This is a genomic window from Lysobacter capsici (assembly GCF_014779555.2).
Taxonomy (GTDB): Bacteria; Pseudomonadota; Gammaproteobacteria; order Xanthomonadales; family Xanthomonadaceae; genus Lysobacter; species Lysobacter capsici.
This window is the reverse complement of the sequence record NZ_CP094357.1, coordinates 5,452,145-5,465,461: the sequence shown is the minus strand read 5'-3', so window position 1 is coordinate 5,465,461 and position 13,317 is coordinate 5,452,145. Positions and strand designations below refer to the sequence as shown.

The following is a 13,317-nucleotide window of genomic DNA, read 5'->3' as shown; positions in this document are numbered from 1 at the left end:
ATGAAACTTGTTCTGTAGGCTTAGATGTCGTCTTTTCTACCACCAGGCACGAGTCGGTACGCAATGTTCAGTAGTTGCAGTTTCCCGGCGGCAGTCGCATAGGACAGGGTGATCAGCGTGCGTCCTGATCGCCAAGAGACCAATTGCAACAACGCCGGTCCCGTAGGGCCCTTATAGTCTTGCTCATCGTCGGGTGGGCCGTACTTCGATTCGAACGCGGACCTGATACCTCGAGAGGTCTGTAGACCAAAGACGGCAGTGCCCTTCTCTTGAAGCTCTAAATTGATCTGAACGAGCTTTTTGTTCTTGAAGAAGAACATCGCATCGAAGGTGTGATCTTCAACCGAAACTCCAGACAGGCGCAATGCTTCTTGGCTTCCATCGCGTAGTTTTGTGGGCCTCAGGGGTGGAGTCGCGCCAGGGAACTGCTCCCGAATCGCCTCCAGCGGCATGCCGATCTTCGCCTCTCGCCAGAGGTTCTGCGCGATGGTTGAGGTGGGAGCGAGCCACAAGCAAACGGCAACGAAAACAGTAATCGGAATCAGCAGCGTGCGATGTATCGCGTGCATCCTGAAGCCTCATCAAGGCCTTTGATTGAACCAGAATACCCGAATACCGGGTATCTGAGTATCCGGATATGAAGAATAGCTTTGGGCGCTTCCGATCTCCGGAGCCCCCTCTTGGCCAAGAGCCTGTATCGCCCTGAAAACCTTGAACTAGCGGCCGTCCTACGAGAGATTCGGGAGGCCACGGGCCAGACCCAGACTCAGTTCGCGGTGCGGCTGGGCCGAGGGCAGACCTACGTCAGCAATGTGGAGTTGGGGATTAAGCGCCTGGATCTCGTCGAGGTACGAGACTATTGCGCAGCACTAGATGTTCCGCTGGCGACACTGATCGCGCAGTGGGAGGCACGGATAGAGCCGTCAATACACAGAAAGACAGGGAAGCGGCAGAGGAAGGCGCATTAATCGACCTGGCAATTGCTTTGCAACCTTGAAACTCGCTTCTCTGGAAGCTATACGCAGTCAGATTCTTGTGCTGGGCGGATACCACTCCTGATCTGCCGCACGCTCTTGCAGAAGGTGGCAAGTCCATCTACGAGGTCGTCGCTAGTCTGTCCGCCTCGATAGCGTTGTCCCTGGATCAGTTATCCAAACTCCCGATCCGCCGTTGATCAATAGATCTGCGGCGCGTTCAGATTTTCATTAGATGCGCGCGGACAAACTATAATGGACGGCTGCGGACCAACTTCACTGGATCGCGCACTTTCTCCACTTCGCGCCTCACGAAAACGGCTTGTTTTTGGCGTTTTCGGCTTCAGGCTTTGGATTCGTCAAGTTCGACGCACGCGGTTCTTGGCGAAGGTCGCCGAATTTTCTCCGTTTTCCCCGCACCTTTGAGCCGCGAGCCAAAGGCTGCGTTTTTTGGGGCTTGGGATCGATGGATTAGCCTTGGACTTACCAGGCGAGTTTTTTCGCGATCCACATGATCACTGGGATTCCAGCCGGGTACCACAGCCTTCTATAGGGCGAGGCCTATTGAACGCGCGCAGATAGCGATGGGCCGATGAATGCTGCGCTTAATGGATCATGCGCATTCATGAATCCCGCGCACTGCGAATGATGATGCCGGAGCCGTATCGCTTGCCGAACAAAGGTAAGTGGTTATGAAGTCGCGGGCAATCCGGCTCGGAGTCAGCCGGGTTTGACGAGGGTTTCTGACTCAGTGTATTTATCGCCGATCCAAGCACGGAAGGGCAGGCCATGCGGAAGGCGAATACCGGCGCGAAGGCGCGCGTGATGATAGGCGCTGTACTGGCAGCGATGGCCGCTCCAGCGATGGCGACCGACAGGATGGTGATCGACGCCAGCGGATCCTCGCCCGATCGCATCCTGACTTATGTCAACGATTATTCGACCGACAAGTCGGGAATCGGCGACGGCTCGGGCGACATCCGCGAGATCGTCCTGACCATGGTGTACGAAGCGGCAAAGCAGCCCTATTGGACCGAGACTACGCTGCAGTTCAAGTGTCCTGTCGCCGTTCGCGCCAAGAAGGCTTCGCGCAAGCCCGAGCAAGCGGCCGCCGAGGCTCCTGGGGCGTTGCCTGATGTCGACGCGGTCGAGTTCCGCATGGTCGGCGGGCACAAGCGGATGAAGGATTCGCCGGAGATCCGGCCCCTCACGGGCAGTGGTTGGCAATCCGCATCGAACTATCTGATGCTCAAGGTCTATCGGGTCGCCTGCAGCGACGCCGCCATCCGCGGCGCCAAGCAGGCTGCCGCGATGCCGAACGGCAAGATGGATCCGGTAGCCTTGCGCCAAAGCATGCGCGAGCTGGGTTTCGACGTGGCCGAGTTCCTGCCTACGGAAGGCTTGTCGATGAACGTGCTGGCCAGTTACACCTGGGAGCACTTCTGGAAGGGCGCGCCCAAGCCCGCGCTCAACAACGGCCGCCAGCTGACGGCGAAAGAGGCCGCCGCGTTCGAGAAGCAGTTACAGGACCAGATCGCCGTGTTGGAAAGCCAACGTGACGCTGTCGGTGCCCGCATCAAGAAGGTCGACGACGAGAACAGCTTCATTGCGGAGGCTGCGAGAATGCGCGGCGGCCGCCGCATCAGCGGCACCGAGCAGACGATGATCAGTGTCTGGCTCGGTAAGAACGAAAGCGACGTCGTGGCGGCGATGGGCGCGCCTGTGGTCAGCGAAGCGGGCGGGCTGCGCTATCTGACCTATGCGCGCGATTACGACAGCCGTTTCGCATTGGTTACCGCCGGTGGGGACCACATTTCGACTCAGGGGCTGTACGAAAGCTGCCAGGTGCAATTCGTGCTGAAGCCCGATGCCTCTGGCGCGATGCGCGTGGCTGATGTGGTGGTCGAGGAAAATCGCAGCGGTCCTGGCCGAGCCTATGTATGTTCGAGCCTGCTCAACGCGCCAAGGAACTAGCTCGCACCGGCCGGCGCGGGGTGCGCCGGCCGCGGCATGACCGTGCCGTCCGACGTCCGATCACTGCTTGGCGCCACCGCTGGCCATGCACTTGTCCAGCATCCGGTAGGCTTTCTGCAACTGGGGTAGCTTGACTGCGTAGACTTCCTTGCCTTCGAGCCGGACAGTAAACTCGTCGGTGTCCTCGCCCTTCTTGATCACCTTGCGCAGGTAGTTCTTGACGTCGAGGAACATTACGAACGTCCCGCGATTTGGGACGATCTTGACGAGCGCGGTGGGATAGGTAACGGTCTTGCCCCGGGCGTTTATGACGATCTCAACCTGCTCGGTGGCCGCTGGCGAACGGATCTTGTCGCCGCTGAACCAGATCTGCCCCGCGCCCCTGCTGGCCTCCTCGGCGTTTCCGGGGCCATGAATGGCATACAAACTGTCGAGCATGATGTAGCTGACGGAGCAGCGCAGGCCGTTGTCTTCGCGGCTACGCATCAGCACCCAATAGCCGTCTTTCGATTTGTAGAATGCGTCGCTATAGAGCGAGCCCTGGCCTCCTCCCCCTCCCTGCAGAAGTTCAGAGGGAATTTGGGCGATCGCTGATGGAGCCGCCAACAGTGCCGTGATCAGTCCCCCGGCGACCAAAAAATGCTTCGCAAAATGCATGGACAATCCTCCTTAATCTCCAAAATGCGCAGGAAATCGTAGCACCAAGGAGCGCGCCCGCCCAAGCGGCGGCAAACTAGGTATGCGTTGTCCGGATCCAGAAAGGTGGCGATACCGATTTTGAATCGCCCAGAAGTAAAGAATCGCTGGCCCATTTAGCCACCGAAACCAGTCAGTGCTGGCGCTGCGTCAACCCCGCTTGATGAGCGTCTTTTGCCTGCCCTGTTGGTTTTTCGTGCCGTGGGCTACGCAAGGCCGGGGATCGGGAAATCAGTGATGCTCCAGCCATACTTCGTCTTCTGGGGCTAGCCATCGCGGCATCCGCTCACGGCCTGACCAAGCGTTGCGCTTATTGCCTGGGTCGCGGTGCTTGGGAGCGACCTTGTTCGTCTTTCGTCGCGGCGGCTGCGTCTTGCGAGCGATCTCGGCTGCCGGCTGATCTGCCTGAAGTTTCTTGCAGGAAATCGGCGGGTCCTTCCTCGCCGATTTCCGATGCGGAGGCGTGGCCAAAAACCAGCTGGCGTCAACCAAAAAATGGGTTTGCGCTAAAGCATCGAGTAGATCGTCGGGAAGCTGGATTTCAGGCTCTCTTTGGCATCGTCGGAGAGTGCTTTGTACTTTTCGCCGACTTCGTTGCCACTGTAACGGAGCTCTTCCAAATTCGGTTTCTCGCCGCCCTTGGGCCGAAGCGCTCTAGTTTTCTCGATGATGCCAGTGACAAATTCTTTTGCTTCCGGGTTGAGCGCATCGATCTTGCCTTTGACAAGACCGTGAAGCTCCGTGGCCTTGCTCGCGGTGTCGGACGCAGCCAAAGCCAGGCTGCCTTTCGGAGGTCGGATGTTTCGATCTGGCCCTCCCACCATGAATGCATGGACATGCCCGGAAGCGGTCTGACTATTGCCTATCAGCTTGGATCCATCGTCACTGAGTGCGATGCTTTGACTGGAAAAACCGCCCAGGGTGCCGAGTCCATGGATTCCAGAAACGGGGTTCCATACGAATGCTTCGCTTAACCCAATAGATGATTGGCCGGTGCCAACGACGCTTCCGTTATCGGCGATATCGACGGCCTTGATCCAAGGCCCGCCGAGGCTGCCGATATCCAGGCCTTGCTCTTGATCCGGAATTCCAACGGGGACCCAGACAAAAGACCTGGCCAGCCCATCGTCGGTGATGTAGTTCCCCACAACGACACCCGCTTCATTTATATCGACGGCCACCAGTTGCTGCCGCGATACCCCGGTGGCCTCAAGATAGTCGAGATAAGTAACCGAGGTTCCATCCGATCCCCAGCGAACGGCCACCACATCGCCGTCACCGGTTTCGCATGTGCCTGCAACTGCGTGACTTGAATTGACCGCCGCGACCACGCAGTTGGAACCTCCAGGTACTCTGGGCAACTCAGTGGCTACGTATCCGAATAGGCCGGGTTCCCACCGAACTGCGACGGTTCCACCGTCGCGTAGTCCGCAAATGCCTACGACCACAGGCTGATCGGTGTTGTCCATGTCTGAGATTACGCACTCGGTCGTGCTCGGGATCAGAGGGGGCAGCAAGCCGAGCTCAGGCAAACGGGTGGGTGTACGCGAACCCGCCATCCAGATCACCGCGGTAGAGGATCCATCAGCGGCGACGCTCGATCCTGCGATGACACCGGCCTGATTGATCTGCCACGCAATCGCCTTGGCGTGGTTGGGTATTGCTTTAAGTTGTGTCGGCGCGCCTCCTGGAATGGACGCCGTCCACACGACGGGAAACCATTCGCCTGCGGCTCCCAGTTCGCAATTGCCGACGATGACACTGGCGCTATTGATGTCCGTCGCATCGCAAGGGTCGTCGACGGCTAGCACCGTTAACGGAGCAGGCCCTGTGGTCGGAGCCCAATAGGCGGCCACCAGGTCCCCATCCGGATTGCGACAGGTGCCGATAGCGGCGCCTGCATCGTTGGTGCTGCCGGTCAGGCAAACGTTTCCGCCCAGCGTGCCCATATCGACCGGCTGCGCTAAAGCCGATGCGGGACCTCCCGGGGCCAGTGCGGCGAGGCACGTGAGCGCGATACGCGACACACAACGGTTGCGGCTCATGGCTGGCTCCCGTAGCAATGGACGATGAACTATTCGGCTAGCTCAACGATGTACTCCTGGGCGTCTGCTTGAGTCCGCGATCTGGTTTGCTAAACGCCGCATCGAGCGCTTTGCTCACTTAGGCTCACAATGGATCGAAGTGATTTCGCGAGCGCCGCCATGTCCGATCAGTAACTACTCCTTCAGCCTCCTGGTACGGCTGCGGCAGGCGGTCGGGCCTATGCGTGCAAAGCACGCTGCAGCCGCTGCCAAGCGGCTTTCACTGGCGCCGAGGCCGCCTCGGTGGTGCATGCCGAAAGACGCGATTCACGCCGCTGAGAACTAGCGCGGCAAGCTCGCCTGAAAGCAGCAGAAGATCGTAATTCGGAGACACGCCGGCGATCAGTCTTCAGAACACGGCGCGAAATCCCAAATTGGCGCGGAACTGCCGTCTAGCATTGCGGCGTGGCCGGCAGGAATGTTGCTCCATGCTTCGATGGTTCCGGCCGCGGGCCGGCGATATGAAAATATCCAAGGATGCCCACTTGAGCCCGCTCACAACGCGCTCTTTGGTGGCTTGCGTCCATTAGCGAAGGAGGCACGACGTGGACAAGAATGAGATGGTCAAGGGCTTTTCTCAGAATGATGCCGTGGTGATCCTGCAGACGAACGGAGAGACGCTCCAGGGATATCTGTCGAAAATCGATTTGGCGAAAGACTGCTTCGTTATTCGAGCCGCTGTCTACATCGGTTTTGACGGAAAAGTCGAGCGCGAGGATCTCGTCGAGTGCAAGTTCGGAGATGTCGACACCATCAGTAAGTACGGTAGTCAGACGAAAACTCCAGTCACGTTCGATGCTGATCTCAAGAAATATCCGATCGGCAAGTACTTGATGATCTGGGGCAAGCACGACAACTCCATCAACCCGACGATCGAGCAAGGGGTGTTGAAGAGCATCAACTGGGACAAGCGCACGCTCGTGGTGCACAACAGCACCTACGATCAGGACCGAACGGTGAATATCGATCGGATCAGCTTCATCGACGATACCCGCAGCGGACCCGGTGCCTTGGGGTCCGTGCAAACACCGGATTGGTATCTCAGGCCCGATGGAGCCTGGTATCGGGGCGGGCAGAAATACGCAGGCTCGTAATTCCTCGGCAGCCGCTCCTTCGACCGCCGTTCGCAGGCTTCGCATTCGCCGCGATCGCAGTCGATCCTGGCGGCGACCAGCGTGACTTGGGGTTGGCGCAACCATTGCGTCGGCGCGCGTCGCGGCAAGCCCCGCCCTCCCGGACTACAGGAAAGCAGAACGGTGAGCGGCGGGATCCGCGCGGGGCAGTGCGTCCTCTCGACCAGGCCAGCTCACTCAGCGCCAGTGACGCAATCCCAGCATCCGACCAGGCCCTGCTGGGCCTTCTACCAGTGCGCCTGGTCGTTTCACATCGCCGTCGGCCCGCTGGTCTTCACCGAAGCAACGCTACCATCACAAGCCGATTCGCTCGAATGGAGTTCTCTGGCGTCGATCGCTCGGCCATTCGAGGCCTTGAGGTTGAGCATCGGCTAGCCACTGCTTGAGTCTCTACGCTCGCAGCGTTCATCGAACCCAGCGTCCCTCTTTACCGATTCGATGCCGTACTCCGCGCTGTCTTTCGCGTTGTAAGTTCGCTGGTGAGAATGGTCTCGTGGTTGCCTGGCTTCAGGGCAAATCGAATTTTTTTCGAAGCATCGGCGCCGCTTTGGCTGCTTCACGCATGAAACATCTCTCTCGTTGGCTATTGATGCTTTTGCGATTTAAGTCGCATTGGTGCGAAATAGAAGCCAAATTTTGTGAGCTCAATCAAGCATCGATCAAAAGAACTGGCCGCAGCTTCCGCTTAACAGCGTAGTAGCTGGTGATACGCCAAGACGCAGATGCTTGAACCCAAGACGACGGTGCTTCCGTCTCACAGGAAGGCTATGCATGGGCGTTAAGGCTATTTCGTCGCTTATCGCCCTGTGTCGTTGATCAAGGAAAGTCGCCGCGCGAAGCACTAGACCCTAGTTAAGTCCGCATGTTTTGACGGGCGTCTGGCTGGGTTGGGAGGGGAGTAGAGAACGATGTTCCTTTGAAATGGAGAGCTATCGCCAGAGCGGTAGCGCCCATTCGAAGTGTGCTTGCAACAGTTCCGCACCGTCACCCACGACGCTGTCGACGTGAGCCGGTGGAAGAAAACTTCATGATCCACAAACTGCTCGACGACGCTGTTCCGGTAAGCATGTGCCATGCAACACCGGTTCAACGGAGCCAATGGCATCACCGCCGGTGAAGGCGGCAGCGCCACCTCACCCAGTCCTGAAAGCCAAACAGATATAAGGAGATTCCGTTATGGCAGACGTCCAATGGTCGGCCGCTCAATCCCTGGCCTACATCCCCGACGGCAAGCTCGTGACGTTCACGGCGATGCATCAGGCCGAGTACACGCAATACGTCCAGATCATCGACGCCGACGGCAACCCCATCAGTTTCTATTGCCTCGATGGCAGCCAGGCGACGTTCCCGATCTCGGGCAGCGGCGTCAATGTCGGCTTCCTTCAGAACGGAGCCGGCAGGTTCACCATGGCGTCCGGGATGCAGGTCCAGTTCGGCAGCAGCGGGCCCTACGTTCCTAAGGTCTCGGCGGGCACGCCGGTCGTGTTCTTCATCAACAAGATCTTCGGTGGCGGCACCTTATACGTTACGGAAGACGGTACCGATAATGATTACAACGACACCAGCTTCGTAATCCAGTGGTACCAGTACGTGGGCTGACCCGCTTCCGCCCCCGCTTCCGATTGAAGCGGGGCAGCATGACAACTCATGAATTCCCATGGCTGCCGCGATGGATCGCGTGGATTCGCCGCGCGGCGCAACAATGACGGAGTGCGGCAATGAAGACCAGGATCATTATGTTCGGCGCACTCGCCAGTGTGCTGGCGATGTCCGCATCGTGTACGAAAACCGAACCCACTGCCGCTGTTTCATCGGTGTCCAAGGATCAGGAAACACCGTTTCCGGGCGGCGCACCGATCACGGCGGCTGATTTGACCGCGACCCCGGCGGCTCTGCCCGCCGCCCCGCCGGCGTACAACTACGACCCCTACAACCCCAACATCACCCATGCCGAATACGCTCGCTTTGCCTGGCGGCAGTTCATACACTTCAATTCCCCCGCGCAGAAGAATGGCGTCGATGCCGCCGGCAAGTCGCCGGTCGTGCGGGGAAGCATCGATCCGAGCCGCAACTTCGCCGCGTCCGGCGCCAGCGACTTTTACGAAAGCGGCAGAACCGCCGCTTCCAACTTCAGCAGCAATCAGCTGGTCTGGGAGACCTTCGCTCACCGGTCCGAGCTGTTCCCCGCGGGATCGGCGCCCAAAGGGAACCTGGCGGCCCTGGATCCCGAGTACGTGTTCCAGGCGAATTTGAAGGTCGCCTCGACCGATGCCCGATTCAACAATCTCGACGAAAACACCCAGATCGGCCAGAACCAGATCTTCTTCCCTAAAAACGGCAACACGCCGTCGGCCAATCCTCAGGACGATCACATCATCTTGTTCCAGGCCAAGGTGAATCCGGTCGAATACGACTATATAAAATCCATCTACAACGCCGGAAATCCGCCGGCTTCGCTCGAATTGCCGCCCAACGCGACGAGCCAGAGCGAATCGGTGGAGGTCAAGTCGGCATGGCGGGAAATGACGCCCGAGTTGATCGCGTCCGGCCGCTATCACACCGCCGAGGCCTTGTACTACTACAAGGAAAATGGCGTGACCCAGGCTCGGGTGGCCACCTTCGGTCTGGTCGGCCTGCACATCCTGCGCAAGATGGAAAACTACCCGACGTTCGTCTACACCACCTTCGAACAGGTGGACAGCCTGACCACGCCGGACAGCAAAGACACCGGCTTGTATCTCATCAATCTGTATGACCAACTGCAATACGATGCATCGGTGCCGCCAGGGACGCGGCCGACGGCGATCCTCAATTCGGGCCCCAATCGGACAGCGGTCACGCTGCCTTCGGCGGGCGCGATAGACAGCGCCCACGGCTACGATGTCATTCCCGGAAAATACACTTTGCCTGACGGATTTTCGGGCCCGATCAAGGTCCAGAATCCACCGGTGGCGACAAGCGCTGTCTTTGACATCAACACCGAAGTCCAGCAAGCCATGGCCAGCTCGCCCGCGTTCAAGGATTCGGTGTGGCGGTATTACCGTCTCGTGGGGCTGCAGGTGTTGCCGACGAGCGAGGACAGCTCGGTCACGCCGGCCAAGCCCGATCCGCTTACCCAGGATTTTTATCTGGCGAATATCGTGATCGAGAGCAGCCAGCCGGGCATCCAGTTGTTCAAGGGCGGCGTCAAGGATCCCAACCCCGACCAGAAGCAATTCACTCTGCTTGCCAAGCGCGGGCTGCCGAGCATCCTGGGCGTGAAGAAGTTGCCTTCGAATACCGACCAGCTGGTGATGGGCGGATGCATGGGCTGCCACGGCAACGCGCAATACCCCAGGGACAAAACAACAGGCAAGGGGCCGAGTATCTTCAGTTTCCTGATCAGTCAGGGCACCCTGACGGGGCAAGGCTTCAGTGCCGACGTGCGCAACGAATCGTCCGCGGAGTTGAGCGCGAAACGTCTGGAATATCTGGTCTATTAGACAGTGCGCGGGCCCGGAAGCGTTCGCGCTTCCGGGCCAGGCTGCGCCTTTGTTCAGTCACAAGCCGCTTCTTGGCTCGGCTTGATTGATCGCTCGCCGCCTCGCTGCAGTTCGAACGGCACTCGACTGCTCGACCCGGCATGCAGCGTGGCCCGCTCACCGCATGCGCAGATACTTCATCGCCGTCATGGCAGGCGATTTTTTCCAGCAACATCGCCGACGCGCAGGACACAAAGCGCCGCCAGCAACAGACTGACGCCGCCGATCAGCAACGCATAGATCGGCGCATTGCCGAAGAACGTCTTCAGCAAGAAGCCGAGCGCGCTGGCGGCGAGCAATTGCGGGATGACGATAAACAGGTTGAAGATGCCCATGTACACGCCCATCTTTCCTGCCGGCACGCTGTCGGACAGCATCGCGTAGGGCAGGGACAGGATCGATGCCCAGGCGAAGCCGACGCCGACCATCGACAGCAGCAACCAGTGCGGATCGCGGATCAGCAGGAAGGACAGCAGGCCGCAGCCGCCCAGGATGAGATTGATCAGGTGGCTCAGGCGCAGGCCGAGCCGGCGCGTCATCCAGGGAATCAGCATCGCCGCGGGTACGGCGAAACCGTTGTAAGCGGCGAACAGCACGCCGGCCCAGTTCGCCCCGTCGTTGTAGGCGGCCGAGCCTGTGTCGGTCGCGGCGAAATGCACGCCGGTGACGGCCGCCGTCGTGTAAATCCACATGGCGAACAGCGCGAACCAGGAAAAACACTGCACGGGCACGAGCTGACGCATGATCGTGGGCATCTTCAGCAGGTCGGCGATGATCGCGGTGATCGGATTGCGCGCGCGACTGTAGCCGGCGATCAGTTGGATCGCGCCGTAGGCGAACAGGCCGGCGGCGAGCAGGTACAGGCGCGGATCGGTCCGGCTCAGGTGGATGGTGAGGAACGCGGCCAATCCGGCCGCGCACCAAAGCATGCCTTTGTAGCGCACCCGCGCGGGCAGCGGCGGCGGCGTTGTCGGCGTCGTGTCCTCGAACGCGGCGAGCGCATCGGGCGGATACTCGCGCGTCGACAGCACGGTCCAGGCGAGCGTGCCGAACAGGACGGCCGCGCCGAGGTAGAACGCCAGCTTCACCGTGTCCGGCATTTCTCCGGCGGCGGAGAGGTTGCTGACCCCGCATTGCGCGAGCAGCCAGGGCAGCAGGCTGGCGACGACGGCGCCCGCCGCGATGAACAATGTCTGCATCGCGAAACCGGCCGGCCGCTGCGACGACGGCAGCTGATCGCCTACCAGCGACCGCAACGGTCCCATCGAGACGTTGATCGCGGCGTCGAGGATCCACAGCAGCGCCGCCGCGCTCCACAGCGTCGGCGAATTCGGCATCGCGATCAGCGCCAATGCGGCGATGATCGCGCCAGCGAGCAAGTACGGCCGGCGTCGGCCGAGCCAACCCCAGGTGCGATCGGAGCAATAGCCGACGATCGGCTGCACGAGCAATCCGGTCAGCGGCGCCGCGATCCACAGCGCGGGAATATCGTCGATGCTGGCGCCGAGGGTGTGGAAGATGCGGCTGACGTTCGCATTCTGCAGCGCGAGACCGAACTGCAGCCCCACGAAGCCGAAGCACATGTTCCAGATCTGCCAGAAGCCGACCGGAGGCCTGTTCGTCGTGGCGGACGTGGACATTCGGCGGCGGCGTCGCTCAGCGCCGCTTCGCCGCGGCGGGCGCGGGCCCGCCGGACTGGCGGATCATCAGTTCATACGGCACGCGCACGAGCGCGCCCGCCTGCGGATCGCGGATCGCGGCGAGCAGCTGTTCGGCGGCGATGCGGCCCATCTCGCGGCACGGCTGTCGCACCGTCGTCAGGCTGGGCCAGATCTGGCGCGAGGCCGGCGTGTCGTCGAAACCGAACACGGACACGTCCTGCGGAACGCGCAGGCCGCGTTCGAACGCCTCGTGCATGACGCCGCAGGCGCTGTCGTCGTTGGCGGCGAAGATCGCGGTGGGCGGATGCTTCAGGTCGAGTAGTTGCCTAGTGCCGGCGACGCCGTCGTCGAAGGTGAAACCGCCATCGACGACCAGCTTGGCGTCGTAAGCGATGCCCGCGCGGCGCAAGCCGTCGCGATAACCGGCCAGGCGCCAGGCGCGCCCGCCATGCAGCGGGGGGCCGGCGATGTGGGCGATGCGGCGATGACCGAGCTCGACCGCGTGCGCGATCATTTCCGCAGCCGCCTTGCGCTCGTCGAGGATCGTGCCGATGCGCGCGTGACCGAGCTTCGCCTTCGCGGAGATCGTGGCGTAGCGCACGCCCAGAGCGTCGAGACGCCGCAGCAGCTTGAGGTCGTCGGCGAACGGCGGCACCAGGATCAGGCCGTCCGGACGGTACTGGGCGATCGATTCCTCCACCGCGCGGACATGGTCGGCGTTGGAATACTCGAGCGGACGCAGCATGGCGCTGTAACGCTGGCGTTCGCAGGCGACCAGCATGCCGACGATGATCTCCATGATGTAGCTCGATGCCGCGGCGGGATCGTCGTACACCAGCGAGATCAGGTAGGAACGATTGCCGGCCAGGCTGCGCGCCGACGGATTCGGACGGTAGTCGAGCGCCTGCGCCGCCGCCTCGACCTTCAGTCGCGTCTTCTCGCGCACGTTCGGCTCCTTGTTGAAGACGCGCGAGACGGTGGTCATGGAGACACCGGCGGCCTGGGCGACGTCTTCGATTCTGGCGCGCATCAATGCGTTTCCGAGGGGCGGGTGGGGCGAATCATGTTATCGCACACCGCGATGCCGGCGGGCGGGATCGCCGCGAGGAACGCGATTGCGTAGGCCTCGGGCCCGGCGAGGAACGTCGCGCAAATCCGTTGCTGCGGTGCGGCATCCAGGCGCTGACGGAAGCCATGACGTGACGCCGTAAGAGCAAATTGGTAGCGCTTCCATTTCGCGATTGACAGCGCTGCCATTCGGGCGTATCACTCGG

The 13,317-nt window shown here is 60.7% G+C and carries 12 protein-coding genes and 1 pseudogene; 5 read left to right on the top strand and 8 right to left on the bottom strand.

Annotation, left to right across the window (positions count from 1 at the left end; all coding sequences use genetic code 11):
* Positions 1–20 precede the first annotated feature (20 nt).
* Complete coding sequence (locus IEQ11_RS22600) at positions 21–569, bottom strand: hypothetical protein (protein WP_191821144.1); 549 nt, start codon at positions 567–569, stop codon at positions 21–23.
* An 81-nt stretch (positions 570–650) separates the two neighbouring features.
* Between IEQ11_RS22600 and IEQ11_RS26070 the strand changes: the two genes are divergently transcribed.
* Positions 651–968: a helix-turn-helix domain-containing protein gene (locus tag IEQ11_RS26070; RefSeq protein WP_425494655.1), complete on the top strand. Its 318-nt coding sequence runs from the start codon at positions 651–653 to the stop codon at positions 966–968.
* 795 nt (positions 969–1,763) lie between these two features.
* A complete protein-coding gene (locus IEQ11_RS22595; RefSeq protein ID WP_191821146.1) occupies positions 1,764–2,948 on the top strand; it encodes a hypothetical protein in 1,185 nt (394 codons plus the stop codon).
* Between the two features lie 60 nt (positions 2,949–3,008).
* Here the strand turns inward: IEQ11_RS22595 and IEQ11_RS22590 are convergent, their stop codons facing one another.
* Positions 3,009–3,605, bottom strand: a complete 597-nt coding sequence (locus IEQ11_RS22590) for a hypothetical protein (protein WP_036105832.1) — start codon at positions 3,603–3,605, stop codon at positions 3,009–3,011.
* Positions 3,606–4,150: 545 nt separating this feature from the next.
* On the bottom strand, positions 4,151–5,689 hold the full coding sequence (locus IEQ11_RS22580; RefSeq protein WP_191821147.1) for a hypothetical protein: 1,539 nt from the start codon (positions 5,687–5,689) through the stop codon (positions 4,151–4,153).
* Positions 5,690–6,273: 584 nt separating this feature from the next.
* Between IEQ11_RS22580 and IEQ11_RS22575 the strand changes: the two genes are divergently transcribed.
* A complete protein-coding gene (locus IEQ11_RS22575) occupies positions 6,274–6,822 on the top strand; it encodes a hypothetical protein (RefSeq protein WP_191821148.1) in 549 nt (182 codons plus the stop codon).
* Positions 6,823–7,109: 287 nt separating this feature from the next.
* Here the strand turns inward: IEQ11_RS22575 and IEQ11_RS26065 are convergent, their stop codons facing one another.
* Together IEQ11_RS26065 and IEQ11_RS26060 are read right to left on the bottom strand one after the other, a co-directional pair.
* Entirely contained in the window at positions 7,110–7,229 is a 120-nt protein-coding gene (locus IEQ11_RS26065; RefSeq protein ID WP_425494654.1) for a YegP family protein, read from the bottom strand.
* A 59-nt stretch (positions 7,230–7,288) separates the two neighbouring features.
* A pseudogene (locus tag IEQ11_RS26060) lies at positions 7,289–7,399 on the bottom strand (DUF1508 domain-containing protein); the annotation flags it as partial.
* A 638-nt stretch (positions 7,400–8,037) separates the two neighbouring features.
* Here IEQ11_RS26060 and IEQ11_RS22570 point away from each other — a divergent pair.
* Complete coding sequence (locus IEQ11_RS22570; protein ID WP_096416671.1) at positions 8,038–8,460, top strand: hypothetical protein; 423 nt, start codon at positions 8,038–8,040, stop codon at positions 8,458–8,460.
* Positions 8,461–8,579: 119 nt separating this feature from the next.
* Positions 8,580–10,343: a hypothetical protein gene (locus IEQ11_RS22565; RefSeq protein ID WP_191821149.1), complete on the top strand. Its 1,764-nt coding sequence runs from the start codon at positions 8,580–8,582 to the stop codon at positions 10,341–10,343.
* Between the two features lie 185 nt (positions 10,344–10,528).
* On the opposite strand, the gene IEQ11_RS22560 is transcribed toward IEQ11_RS22565, so the two are convergent.
* From IEQ11_RS22560 to IEQ11_RS22550, 3 genes are read right to left on the bottom strand one after another with little or no spacing between them, the layout of a single operon-like run.
* On the bottom strand, positions 10,529–12,022 hold the full coding sequence (locus IEQ11_RS22560; RefSeq protein ID WP_191821150.1) for an MFS transporter: 1,494 nt from the start codon (positions 12,020–12,022) through the stop codon (positions 10,529–10,531).
* 16 nt (positions 12,023–12,038) lie between these two features.
* Positions 12,039–13,073, bottom strand: coding sequence for a LacI family DNA-binding transcriptional regulator (locus tag IEQ11_RS22555; RefSeq protein ID WP_036105843.1), 1,035 nt, complete (start codon positions 13,071–13,073; stop codon positions 12,039–12,041).
* Positions 13,073–13,300: a hypothetical protein gene (locus IEQ11_RS22550; protein ID WP_191821151.1), complete on the bottom strand. Its 228-nt coding sequence runs from the start codon at positions 13,298–13,300 to the stop codon at positions 13,073–13,075. Before IEQ11_RS22550 ends, IEQ11_RS22555 begins: the two co-directional genes overlap by 1 nt.
* Positions 13,301–13,317 lie beyond the last annotated feature (17 nt).

What these genes read in the sequence shown, in the direction of transcription:
- IEQ11_RS22600 (WP_191821144.1), bottom strand. Translation starts at nt 569, where the DNA reads ATGCACGCGATACATCGCACGCTGCTGATTCCGATTACTGTTTTCGTT.
- IEQ11_RS22595 (WP_191821146.1), top strand. Translation starts at nt 1,764, where the DNA reads ATGCGGAAGGCGAATACCGGCGCGAAGGCGCGCGTGATGATAGGCGCT.
- IEQ11_RS22590 (WP_036105832.1), bottom strand. Translation starts at nt 3,605, where the DNA reads ATGCATTTTGCGAAGCATTTTTTGGTCGCCGGGGGACTGATCACGGCA.
- IEQ11_RS22580 (WP_191821147.1), bottom strand. Translation starts at nt 5,689, where the DNA reads ATGAGCCGCAACCGTTGTGTGTCGCGTATCGCGCTCACGTGCCTCGCC.
- IEQ11_RS26065 (WP_425494654.1), bottom strand. Translation starts at nt 7,229, where the DNA reads ATGCTCAACCTCAAGGCCTCGAATGGCCGAGCGATCGACGCCAGAGAA.
- IEQ11_RS22570 (WP_096416671.1), top strand. Translation starts at nt 8,038, where the DNA reads ATGGCAGACGTCCAATGGTCGGCCGCTCAATCCCTGGCCTACATCCCC.
- IEQ11_RS22565 (WP_191821149.1), top strand. Translation starts at nt 8,580, where the DNA reads ATGAAGACCAGGATCATTATGTTCGGCGCACTCGCCAGTGTGCTGGCG.
- IEQ11_RS22560 (WP_191821150.1), bottom strand. Translation starts at nt 12,022, where the DNA reads ATGTCCACGTCCGCCACGACGAACAGGCCTCCGGTCGGCTTCTGGCAG.
- IEQ11_RS22555 (WP_036105843.1), bottom strand. Translation starts at nt 13,073, where the DNA reads ATGCGCGCCAGAATCGAAGACGTCGCCCAGGCCGCCGGTGTCTCCATG.
- IEQ11_RS22550 (WP_191821151.1), bottom strand. Translation starts at nt 13,300, where the DNA reads ATGGCAGCGCTGTCAATCGCGAAATGGAAGCGCTACCAATTTGCTCTT.